At 35.4% G+C, this 11,832-nt stretch carries 14 protein-coding genes; 9 read left to right on the forward strand and 5 right to left on the reverse strand.

The genetic code is table 11. The annotated features are described in order from the left end of the window. Positions 1–12 precede the first annotated feature (12 nt). The 5 genes from AC0L3Q_RS23060 to AC0L3Q_RS23080 all read right to left on the reverse strand — a co-directional run bounded on the left by AC0L3Q_RS23060 (position 13) and on the right by AC0L3Q_RS23080 (position 4,669). Complete coding sequence (locus AC0L3Q_RS23060; protein WP_473283309.1) at positions 13–987, reverse strand: zinc-binding metallopeptidase; 975 nt, start codon at positions 985–987, stop codon at positions 13–15. 792 nt (positions 988–1,779) lie between these two features. Continuing rightward, complete coding sequence (locus tag AC0L3Q_RS23065; RefSeq protein ID WP_073318122.1) at positions 1,780–2,448, reverse strand: response regulator; 669 nt, start codon at positions 2,446–2,448, stop codon at positions 1,780–1,782. Between the two features lie 15 nt (positions 2,449–2,463). Next, positions 2,464–2,691 (reverse strand): hypothetical protein, encoded by a 228-nt coding sequence (locus AC0L3Q_RS23070; protein WP_473283310.1) that lies wholly within the window; start codon positions 2,689–2,691, stop codon positions 2,464–2,466. Between the two features lie 8 nt (positions 2,692–2,699). After that, complete coding sequence (locus tag AC0L3Q_RS23075; protein WP_473283311.1) at positions 2,700–4,418, reverse strand: hypothetical protein; 1,719 nt, start codon at positions 4,416–4,418, stop codon at positions 2,700–2,702. Between the two features lie 98 nt (positions 4,419–4,516). Further along, positions 4,517–4,669, reverse strand: coding sequence for a hypothetical protein (locus AC0L3Q_RS23080; RefSeq protein WP_473283313.1), 153 nt, complete (start codon positions 4,667–4,669; stop codon positions 4,517–4,519). 334 nt (positions 4,670–5,003) lie between these two features. Here AC0L3Q_RS23080 and AC0L3Q_RS23085 point away from each other — a divergent pair, with 334 nt between their 5' ends. The 9 genes from AC0L3Q_RS23085 to moaA all read left to right on the forward strand — a co-directional run bounded on the left by AC0L3Q_RS23085 (position 5,004) and on the right by moaA (position 11,826). Then, positions 5,004–5,570, forward strand: a complete 567-nt coding sequence (locus AC0L3Q_RS23085) for a hypothetical protein (RefSeq protein WP_473283314.1) — start codon at positions 5,004–5,006, stop codon at positions 5,568–5,570. 284 nt (positions 5,571–5,854) lie between these two features. Beyond that, complete coding sequence (locus AC0L3Q_RS23090; RefSeq protein ID WP_473283315.1) at positions 5,855–7,030, forward strand: molybdopterin molybdotransferase MoeA; 1,176 nt, start codon at positions 5,855–5,857, stop codon at positions 7,028–7,030. A 124-nt stretch (positions 7,031–7,154) separates the two neighbouring features. Further along, positions 7,155–7,490, forward strand: a complete 336-nt coding sequence (locus tag AC0L3Q_RS23095; protein WP_473283316.1) for a winged helix-turn-helix domain-containing protein — start codon at positions 7,155–7,157, stop codon at positions 7,488–7,490. Next, the gene (mobA, locus tag AC0L3Q_RS23100; RefSeq protein WP_473283317.1) at positions 7,487–8,071 is read left to right on the forward strand and encodes a molybdenum cofactor guanylyltransferase; all 585 of its coding nucleotides are present in this window, start codon (positions 7,487–7,489) and stop codon (positions 8,069–8,071) included. Before AC0L3Q_RS23095 ends, mobA begins: the two co-directional genes overlap by 4 nt. Next, positions 8,055–8,291, forward strand: a complete 237-nt coding sequence (locus AC0L3Q_RS23105; protein WP_473283318.1) for a MoaD/ThiS family protein — start codon at positions 8,055–8,057, stop codon at positions 8,289–8,291. Before mobA ends, AC0L3Q_RS23105 begins: the two co-directional genes overlap by 17 nt. Before the next feature lie 9 nt (positions 8,292–8,300). Further along, the gene (gene moeB, locus AC0L3Q_RS23110) at positions 8,301–9,392 is read left to right on the forward strand and encodes a molybdopterin-synthase adenylyltransferase MoeB (protein WP_473283319.1); all 1,092 of its coding nucleotides are present in this window, start codon (positions 8,301–8,303) and stop codon (positions 9,390–9,392) included. 7 nt (positions 9,393–9,399) lie between these two features. Beyond that, positions 9,400–9,843: a molybdenum cofactor biosynthesis protein MoaE gene (locus AC0L3Q_RS23115; RefSeq protein ID WP_473283320.1), complete on the forward strand. Its 444-nt coding sequence runs from the start codon at positions 9,400–9,402 to the stop codon at positions 9,841–9,843. Between the two features lie 68 nt (positions 9,844–9,911). Next, positions 9,912–10,823 (forward strand): bifunctional molybdenum cofactor biosynthesis protein MoaC/MoaB, encoded by a 912-nt coding sequence (gene moaCB / locus AC0L3Q_RS23120; RefSeq protein ID WP_473283321.1) that lies wholly within the window; start codon positions 9,912–9,914, stop codon positions 10,821–10,823. Further along, positions 10,816–11,826, forward strand: a complete 1,011-nt coding sequence (moaA, locus tag AC0L3Q_RS23125; RefSeq protein WP_473283322.1) for a GTP 3',8-cyclase MoaA — start codon at positions 10,816–10,818, stop codon at positions 11,824–11,826. Before moaCB ends, moaA begins: the two co-directional genes overlap by 8 nt. The last annotated feature ends 6 nt before the right edge of the window (positions 11,827–11,832 follow it).

Consider the following 11,832-nt stretch of genomic DNA (forward strand, 5'->3'; position numbering starts at 1 on the left):
TTTCACAATTTTCTACTCTCTTGCCTTATGACCATGACTACAATGAGATTTATGCTTATTCCCAAAAGTGTTAGCTCTTCTCCATGCTCCAGGTTCTGGTAAGAAACTTCTACCACTCTTGGCAATATTACCTCGGATATAATCTCTTAACTTCACCATTTCTGTACTATCATATAACAATTGGATTTTCTTTTCGGCTCCGCTTGTTCCATTTACCCCTCCGGCTCGGGTAACAAACGTGGCAAATACTTCAACTATATCTTCTCCTGGATTTGTAGATGCATATTGAGTAACAAAACGCTCTCGATACTTGTTATAAAAGTTTTGCGCATCAGTTTCTGTATTTACATCTTGAAATTCATTCCAGATATCAGCCCAATGGTTTTGGTAAATTTTATTGATGTGTGATTCATCTTTTGCGCATCCCTCTCCCGTAAAATAGGTTTTACAATCTGTTGGTAACACTGCGGAATCTACTTGTTGTTTTTCTAAAGTAATGATATGCCCAAATTCGTGTATGATGGTATACGCTAACTCACCGTCTGCATTAAAACCTCTTTCATACGCATAATCGATTGCAATTCCCATTTGCCACTTAGAAAGATCGGATGTACGTTCGACTACATATCCTAATACACCACTTTCTCCACCCATATAAATCATGAATTCATTCATTTTGGATCTATAATCCAGTGGAATTATCTTTTTTGTTAGCTCCCAGATTTCCTGATGTTTTTGAGTATCTCTTTGAAATGCTAATGCTTGTCCGGTAACTTCAAAATCTTGGTCTTTTATGATATTTTCTCCATCTACCTTATAGCGTGTGATATTCTTGATATCTTCTCCATCTTCATCTCCCGGATCGGTTCCTACTACTGGTGTATCCGTGGGTCCAGTTGCATCATCATCTTTGCTACATGATTGTATGCTAAGCATTGCCATAGCTACAAAAATCACTAGTAAATAATTCCACCTCACTTTTTTCATAATTAATGATCTTTAAAAAATTAAACGCTTTTTTATTAGAACACAGAATTATGAACCCACCCTAAATTTTTTAGTTATTTTCTAATTAACAAACGATATAAACAAGGGAAATAAAAAAGCCAGATCTTTTACCAGATCTGGCTTTTTGGGTATAGAAACGGACCATTTGCAATCTTTATTCGCTGATCAAAAAAATCATTCACTTCTTAATGAATAGCGTGGGGCGAGTGTATCATTTTTTTGACCCAAAAACAAAGATTTAACGTAGGTAAATAGTGACTTGTAATAATTTTTATGCACACTTGTCAAAGCACACACAAATACTTTGTTATCAGTTAATTAAAAATAAATTTCTATATTTATTCTACCAACTATTTATAGATTTTCTTCGAAAAACAAGCTGTTAGATTGATCAAAAATCAACCAAAAAAAGAGTTTATATGATAAATATTTAAAAGCTTCTTACTATATTGTGCATGAGGAATAAGAAAGACTCCATCGATACATACAAACATTTATAGTAAGATTTACTATAGCTATATTCAAAAAAGCATATCAAGATTTTTTTGAATATATCTATTTAATAAAATCCTTTAATGGTTGATTTTTTTAAATCAATCGTTATTCAGACCCTGCTTTTGTTGGCTCGCCAAAGTTTTACAATTGCGGGGTTGTTTTTATTTATACAATATCCAAATTTCGCCACTATTGTACATAAATAGGGCGAAATTCAAAATTAAAATTAATAAATGACAATTCCTTACGGGAACCCGTAAGCTCCATATTTTGTTGCTATAAAAGACCTAAATCTTTGGTCATTGCTACCAAATGAATGGCATTTCTAGCTTTAAAATTAAATTTTAGCTTGTTCAATCGTTTTTCGATAGAACTGATACTGTTTGGAGAGATATGATTTTTCTTGAAATATTCTCCTATCTGTTCTTGTGTAAGTCCATCAGACAAATGTTTCAATAACAAAAGGTCATAATCCTTAAGTTCAAAAACATTGTGCTTACTCATCATATTAGACAATCGTTGCGAAATAAATCGATTCTCGTTGTACACTTCGTATACAGATTGCACCAATTCATTCAGCCCATAACGACCTTTACAAACATATCCGTTAATATTATGTTCATCAAAAAGAGATCTCACTTTTGCAGGTCGATCCTCCATAGAATAGACAATGACCTTAATATTGGGCTGTATAAGACGTACAGCCTCGATAAGTTCTACTCCTGAAACTAATTTTCGTTCTCTATGACTTTCTTTAAAAGACAAGTCAGTTACTAATAAGTCAAATGGGGTTTGATCTTTTAGTGCTCTTCTAAATTTAAGATAGGCATCATCACAATACTGTGCTTGCTGTATCTCCTTTATTCTCGTTCTTTCATGAAGGATGTTAGCTACTCCATGATTAATACTTCCGAGATCTTCGTTTACTAAAACTTTCTTAAACATAGCTCACTATTATTATTAATTCGGGAAATGTACTGTGGCCTTAAAACCTCTTTCCATTTCTGAATCAAATATAAATGATCCTCCGATCGTTTTTATACGGTTTTCCGCATTTCGCAATCCACTGCTGTAAATTATCTCATCTTTATCTACGCCAACACCATTATCAGCATAGGTGATTTTTATATTTTTTTGTTCCTTCTTGAACGTGATCGCTACCAAGCTTGCCTCACTGTGCTTTTTCATGTTGATCATCAGCTCTTGCAATATTCGATATACAATGATCTTTTTTCTGGAGTGATGGATTGCCAATTGATTTCTCCTACATCTTTAATGATGATCTTGGTGTAGTCGGCACTATAACTACTCAGCATATTACTCAACTCCAAATGGAAATCTCTTACTTCATTAAAGCTACTATTTTCTCTGGAGATATCACGGGTACTATTATAAATATCTTCTAGTTTGTCCAATACTTCTTTGCGACTTTGATCATTTTGTATTTGGATCATCACGTTATACACATCGTTGGCCAGCTCATCATGCAACTTTTTGGAAATCCTAGCCTCCGCATCATAGACATTGCGGATGATTTGTCTTTTGTGTCGTTGTTGAACCATATAAAAAACGGAACCTGCAATTAATACGATAAGAATAGAGCCAAACAGGTAAATAATACGTTGTCTTTCTTTTTTGGCTGTCTCAGCTTTTAAAACTAAGTTTTCTGTAGTGAGTTTGTCGTTTTCGTATTTTGTTTCAACATAAATGGCTCTGTTACTTTGATTAATTTCTTCTAATTCTTTACTAGTTTTATGGTAAATCCTAGCTTCTTCAGGGCTATCTTTTAATTGAATTACATAACCTAATGCTTCTATAATAGATACTAAACTTTCCCTTTTTAAAGCATTTTGATAAGCAGAATTTGCAAAAAACAATGCTTTTCCCTTATCATTTTCTTGGTAAAATTTTGTTAAGTGTATATTACTAGCTATCAATCCTTCTGCATCATTTATTTCTTTTCGAATCCCTCGAGCTTGCAGTAACAATTCCTCAGAGGTAATATTTTGACTATCCTGAAGCCATAAAATATGTCCTAGATTACTTAAAACTCTTGCATACATTTCTTTATTGCCTATAACCGATGGTTCTTTTCTTAATGTATCTAGAATAGAAATTGCCTGATTAAAGTCTTTCTTTCCACTTAAAATATTGGCTTTAGTATTTTGGTAATCAAACATATGCTTTCTACCTATTATTTCGGCATCCTCTTTATTTTCTCCTAGACTAAGGGCTGCAATATTATATTTTAAAGCTTCATCAAAATTATTTTGTTCTAGGTTGGAAACAGAAATTATATGATATAACCCTGAAAGTCTTTTTATATCCCAAATCTTCTCTGCAAATTTTACTCCTTCAATTGCGGTTGCTTTGCTTCCTGAAAAATCTCCTAATATGTTTTGAATATTTGCCATTTGTAGCAAGTATCTTCCTGATCTAGCACTGTCCCCAACCCTTCTGGATACTCTGAAAGCTTCATTATAAAACTTAAAGGATTCTTTTAGTTGGTTATTATTTTTATGATAAAGACCTAGCTTTGCCGATGCCCTAATAATATGTAAGGTATCATTGTTACGATTCGATAAATCATATAGTTTTTCTGAATATGTTACAGCACTATCATACTGCTTTGCTAAATTTTGAAGTTTTGTCTTTCGCATCAAACCCATATAAACTAGAGTATCCTCTTGATATGGTTCAATTAGTTTTAAAAAAGTAGAAATGTAAAATAACCTTTTCGATATATCAATAGAATCTACATCGCTTTTTTGATAATAACTAAATACGGTATCTAATTGTCTTTGAGCAATTAAATCCTGTTGTAAGTTAGTTTGACTATAAACCGAAATGTTAAAAAAGAATATAACTCCCAAGTATCCGATTAGGATATGGAAATTGACACGCCAAAGTTTCATATTCCAAAATTAGTAAATTAAATTGGGTGTATATTACTTAAAGTCAATATACACCCAATTTAATATTACAAACAAATTATAAAACTGTAGTAATAATACTATCCTTCATCTTCACCACCCACTTGTCCATTTTCTCCGGTGGTTGAATAAAACTCAAAAGAAACATCTTCATCGGCAACACTATCTGTTGTACAAGAGGTGAAACTTCCGATCATAAAAAGGGCTACTAGGGTATACAATATAGTTTTCATACGTTTTCATTTTTTAGGTTTATACATAGTGATCCCTGCCAGGGTTGACCTGGTATTTCTAGGCAGGGGGATTAATAAGGGAGTACTCCTATTTTATTTTTGGAAAGTTGAAAATCCAGAGGCGATACATTATGGCTACTTTCCTGGTGCCATCGGTATCACTTTACGGATTCCCGTAACAAGTAAGTCCATACATTTACTATGTTAGCAATATGTAATCGGAACAAATTGTTAATGTGAATTTACTAAGAACCCAAATCTATGTGCATAAACAATTCCAGGGATTCCAAAGATTCCTTAGAAATCCTATAGATTCCAATAATTTAACACCATTATGGAGAGAAAAACGAGTGTTACTTACAAGAATGAAATTCTTGAGAAGTACAAAAGGGAAAAAGGCGGAGAGATGAGTAGCTATCTTCTCCAACCTACTAGAAAGCAGATTAAAGAGGCATGTATATGGCTATTGTCTCGAAGAAATGAAAAGTATGATGAGGGTATTCTCGATCGTTTCTTTAAGTTTAAAGAAGGAGAAAACAAACTTCATGCAATCGAAAGGGTTAAAGGTGACAAATTTAAGCCGATCGTAAATTTCTTAAACGGAGAAACAAAATCTACAACACCAGCGAATTTGGAATTAATAAGCTGGTTAATTGATTTTAATCCAAGGCCATTATCAGTGTATTTAAGGTCGGACTTTGTGAGAGAAGATCCTAAACCGGTTCAATTTATGAGTCAAACGGATACATTGTACAAGAGAGGAAGCCCTTTACAAATTAAAAGGGATAATGAAATGATCGATATTCCAGAGACCAAAGTGATTCAACAAACCGATAAGAGTATCACGATCATTTCTCAAATCAATCCTTCTCTAAAAATCACAACAATTGTGTCTCTATGATTTATTAAAGAAAATGCTATCAAAAACGAACAACTTATTAGATTAAAAAATTACATTCAACGAACGAAAAACGGTCAGGTCAAAAATCCTGACCGTTTTTTGTTTAAAAATCATAAAAACTGACATTAACAAATGCTAAATACTTGAACTATATGATAAGCTGGTTTGTGAGAATTCTGGTTTTTTTACAAGAAAGAGGGTTACAAAATTTACATTTTAGATAACCTCTTTCTTTTTCTCTCATCCCAATTCGTTGTACCTTTACCTCATTAGCAAATAAAATTATGATATCCGTACAGCAAGCTCTTCAATTCATAGAACAACATACCCAAAAGACCAGCAATACTATAACAATTTCGGTATCCGAAGCTTTAGGTTGTGTGTTAGCAAAAGATGTTTTTTCTCCTATCGATATGCCACCATTTCGGCAATCGGCTATGGATGGTTATGCACTAGGCTCTGTTCAGGAAACGACCTATATCTTGGTTAATGAAGTGAAAGCAGGAGATACCGAGGATCCCGAAATAAAGGAAGGACAAGCTATACGCATCTTTACTGGTGCTCCTGTCCCATCTGCTGCAAAATCGGTAGTTATTCAGGAAAAAGTAGAAGTCTCTAACCATCAAATAACGCTTCAGGAATCAACTGTACCCATGGCCAATATCCGAGAAGTAGGTGAGCAAATTAAAAAAGGAGATATTGCCTTATCAAAAGACACAAAAATTACCGCCGCTGGCATTGGATATCTGGCGACGCTTGGTGTTACTGAAATTGAGGTATACAAAAAACCAACTATTGCTATAATCACTACAGGGAATGAACTTGTAGCTCCGGGACAACCTTTATCATACGGGCAGATCTACGAAAGTAATTCTTTGATGCTGGTCAGTGCATTACAAAAGTCCGGTTTTTCTGAAGTGAACACCTACAAGGTATCCGATAATTATGACGCTACTCAAACCCTACTAGAAAAGACCATTGCAGATCATGATGTTATTCTTATTTCTGGAGGAATCTCTGTTGGCGATTATGATTTTGTGGGCAAAGCTCTTCGAAATATAGGTGTCGAAGAGGTATTTTATAAAGTAAAACAAAAGCCGGGAAAACCTTTGTTTTATGGAAAACATAAAAACAAAACCATCTTTGCCCTACCCGGAAATCCAGCATCTTCTTTATCCTGTTTCTACATTTATGTATTGCCTGCAATTCTTAAACTTTCAGGATATACCAACTATCATCTTGAACGCAGTAAAGGGATTGCTAATACTAATTTTACAAAAAAAGGAGAACGAGCTGCTTTCCTAAAAGCTCATAATGATCTTGGGCAAATTACCATTCTAGATGCGCAAGCCTCTTCAATGTTACGATCTTTTGCCTTGGCCAACGCTTTGGTATATCTTCCTGAAGATACTACAGAAGTAACCATTGGAGATACTGTAGAGATCATAAACTTGCCATAAAAAGGCCTTAAATCATAAGTAATTATTAAAAAAGTTCCCGCCTAAATCGTTTTTTGCTAAAATTTAGATAAAGAAAGTTTCGTCAGAAAAAATCGTTGTATCTTTAAAAACCAAACGGTTGTTTATGGACTACAAAATAAAAAGCAGAATCTGGATCGAGACTGAAGATGGAGTCTATCTTGGAGAAGGAAGAGTGCGGCTATTAAAAGCTATCGATCAAACGGGTTCGCTAAGCAAAGCGGCAAATGCTTTATCTATGTCCTACAAAAAAGCCTGGAATCTCTTAGACAGCATGAATAAGACTGCCAAAGAGCCTTTGGTGATTACAACAACCGGAGGGAAAGGAGGTGGAGGCGCCCACCTTACTGACTATGGAAATAAAGCCATACAAGCTTTTGACAATATCAATCAAAAATGTTGGGATTTCCTCGATAAAGAGTTTGATCAAATTTCACTATGACTCAAAAAGAAGAGCATACAGGAATTATATTAGCCGGAGGCAAAAGTTCTAGAATGGGTGAGGAAAAAGGATTGCTTTTACTAGACGATAAGCCTTTTGTACTGCATATTGCAGAGGCCCTACAACCACTTGTAAAAGAAATTATTATTGTAAGTGATCAGGAGGAATACGACCAATTTGGATACAAAAGAGTAGAAGATATCTTTAAAGATACTGGTCCGGTTGGAGGGTTGTATGCTGGTCTTTTGTCTTCTACAACCGCTAGCAACTTTGTGATCAGCTGTGATGTTCCTTTGATTACCACAGCTTTGCTTTCAAAATTGCAGGACTCAGATGAAGAGCATTTTGATGTGATTCAGTTTAAACTTCAAGACAAATCGATGCCTTTGATCGCTCTGTATAAGAAAAGATGTGCCGCTATCTGTAAAAAACAGTTAGAAACAGGAGAAAGGCGATTGCGAAAACTAGTGGCTTCGCTATCAACCAAGTCCATTCCTGTAGACGAAAAAGAATATATTTTGGTGAGTAATATCAATACTCCAGAAGAGCTAAAAAATGTTAGATATGCAATTAACGATTAAATATTTTGGCATGATTGCAGAGGCAACTACTACGCCCGAAGAGCAACTGCAAATAGAACATTGTTCGGTATCAGAATTGCTGGAAAAATTAAAAATCGCCCATCCAAAGTTGAATCATATGGATTTTAAAGTAGCCGTAGATCAACAATTGGTTCAGGAAAATTATACAATTACCAAAGAAGCGGAAATCGCTTTACTACCCCCATTTGCGGGAGGTTAAAAATTGCCTATGGATTTTAATTCAAGATATCACCGCCAGATCATACTGCCAGAAATTGGTGAAGAAGGTCAAAAAAAACTCAACGCTGCCAAGGTATTAGTTATAGGAGCAGGAGGCTTGGGATGCCCTGTGTTGCAATACCTATCTGGAGCAGGTATAGGAACTATTGGTATTATAGATTTTGATGTTGTAGAAACTTCCAATCTACACCGACAAGTACTCTATGGAAAGAAGGATGTGGGTACAAATAAAGCACTGGCCGCCAAAAAACGTCTAAGTGATCTTAATCCAGATATCGTTATCAATGTTTATCCCGAAAAACTTACGGTAAAAAATGCATTGACACTTTTTGCTGATTATGATATCATAGTAGACGGGTCAGACAACTTTTCTACACGATATTTGGTTAACGATGCATGTATTATCACCGGCAAACCTTTGGTATATGGTGCTATTTTTAAGTATCAGGGCCAGGTATCTGTATTCAATTACAACAATGGACCAAGTTATAGATGTCTATTTCCTGAACCGCCAAGTGCGGGTACCGTACCTTCTTGTTCAGAAATTGGAGTGATTGGAGTTTTGCCAGGAATTATAGGTAGTTTTCAAGCGAATGAAGTATTAAAAATGATCTTAGGAATTGGTGATGTACTCGATGGAAAACTAATGATGTATGACAGTCTATCGACCCAATTTTCGACATTCTCAATTCAACGTGTTGCTTCTCAAATCGAAAATGTATTAGCCACTGCTCCACGTTTTGAAGAAAATAACTATGATCTGTTTTGTGGAGTTGAGTATATTCAGGAAATCTCTGCTGAAGAGGCTTATAAAAAAGAGGATGTACAGTATCTTGATGTTCGCGAACCTCATGAACACCCAAAAATAGATAGGCTTTCTCCAACACTGATCTCATTAGGAACTTTGGAGAATGAATTACATCAATTAAATAAAGAAAAGGAGTTGATTGTCTTTTGTCAATCAGGTATACGAAGTAAAAAGGCCTTGCAAATTTTATCACAATATGGATATACACGCATCGCTCATGTAAAAGGAGGAGCCATTGCTCTTAATGAATTTCAAACCACAAAAATTGAGTAGTCATACTATGGAAAAAACGAAACTTAAAAACGTCTTTGTTCAGGGAGCTATTTCTTCTGAGTTTATTGGCAACTCCATAGCCAAACATCAAACCAAAACTACAATTGGAGCTCATAATATATTTCTAGGGCAAGTACGAGCAGATGTTATTGATGGTAAAACAATCACAGGGATTGACTATACTGCCTATGAAGAAATGGCAAATCTAAAATTCCAAGAGATACGTGAACGTACGTTTGCCAAATTTGATCTTACTTGCATGCACATTTATCACAGTCTAGGTACTGTAAATGCTGGAGAGATCTGCCTGTTTGTTTTTGTGTCTTCACCAAGGCGCAGAGTCGTTTTTGAAGCTTTGGAATATGTGGTAGAGGCTATAAAAGCAGATGTTCCCGTTTTTGGTAAAGAAATTTTTGAAGATGAAACCCATCAGTGGAAACAAAATACCTAAAAACATAATAACTTCAATTCGAGTAATTACAACCCATATCAAAGAAATATTTCAACACAACACCTATCATGGTAGACATCACACATAAAACCTCAACATTACGAATTGCAACAGCTCAGGCAGTAGTAAAAGTAAGTACCCAAGAAACCATCGAAGCTATCAAAAATGGCACGGTTCCCAAAGGTGATGTGTTTGCTATGAGCAAAGCGGCAGGACTGCTCGGTGTTAAGAAAACTCCAGAGTTGCTACCTGATTGTCATCCACTACCCATAGAATATACAGGTATTGATTATGAGATCAATGATCTGGAGATAACCGTTTTGGTTACCATCAAAACCATTTACAAAACAGGTGTAGAAGTGGAAGCCATGCATGGAGCAAGTATCGTTGCATTAAATATGTACGATATGCTGAAACCCATTGACAAAGGAGTTGAAATCCATCATGTCAAATTACTGAACAAAAAAGGAGGAAAATCCGATTTTAAAGATCGCTTTAGAAAGGATCTAAAGGCAGCTGTTGTTGTTTGTTCAGATACCATTTCTGAAGGAAAGAAAGAGGACAAAGCGGGTAAAGCTATTATTAGTAAACTCGAAAATTGCGAAGTAGAAATAATGGATTATAGCATCATTCCTGATGAAATAGATAGTATTCAAAAGAAAGCTTCGCAATACAAAGAGCAAGGTGCCGACCTTATTATTTATACTGGAGGTACCGGTTTATCCAGCAGAGATGTAACTCCTGAAGCACTAAAACCCTTGCTAGATAGAAGTATTCCTGGTATTGAAGAAGCGATTAGAAAATATGGCCAGGATCGTATGCCCTATGCCATGTTATCCAGAAGTGTGGTGGGCACAATTGGCAGCACCCTGGTTATGGCATTACCAGGATCTACCAATGGCGCAAAAGAATCTATGGATGCTATTTTTCCTGAAGTACTTCATGTTTTTCGAATCTTAAAAGGTGTGCGGCATGACTGATTTAAAAACATCCAACATACTTACCGATACCTTTGGTAGAACGCATAATTACCTGCGCATATCGCTTACCGAACGATGTAATCTTCGGTGTACCTATTGTATGCCTGCAGAAGGGATTCAACTCTCTCCAAAGGCAAATATCATGACCTATGAAGAGATTTTTACCATTGCCCAGGAATTTGTAAACAGAGGGGTAACCAAAATACGATTAACTGGTGGGGAACCTTTGGTACGAAAAGATGCTGCAAAGATTATAGAGCAGCTTTCTTCACTCCCTGTAGAACTTACCTTAACCACAAATGGAGTTATCGTAGACCGATTTATTGACCTATTCAAAAAATGCGGAATACAATCGCTAAACATAAGCTTGGACTCTCTACACTCTTCAAAAAATCAGCAAATCACCAGAAGATCTTATTTCGAAAAAGTGTATCAAAATATCCTTTTGTTGGTTGATGAAGGTTTTGAAGTAAAAATTAACTGTGTATTGATGAAGGGATTTAATGACGATGAAATTATTGATTTTATCAATCTAGCCAAGGATCTACCTGTACATATTCGTTTTATCGAATTTATGCCTTTTGATGGAAATCGTTGGAATATGGATAAACTAGTATCCCTAAAAGAAATATTGGATCATGTCCATACGCATTTTATAAAAGACGAGGTTATTAAATTACAGAATGCCCCCAACGACACCGCCAAAAGCTATCAGATTAAAGGATACAAAGGTACTTTTGCGATTATTAGTTCTGTTACCAATCCCTTTTGCGACGGGTGTAATCGAATTCGACTTACTGCCAACGGTAGAATCAAAAATTGTTTGTTCTCTTCCAAAGAGTCTGATTTGTTAACTCCTTTACGAGACGGAAAACCAATCGCTTCCGTTATCCAGAGTGCAATTCGATCAAAATTAAAGGTAAGAAACGGAATGGACACACTGGATAAATTCAAAGACACAGATGGTCATAACAATCGAAGCATGATCCAGATCGGAGGATAGTTTCGA

This window comes from Aquimarina sp. KJ22-3, assembly GCF_055808215.1.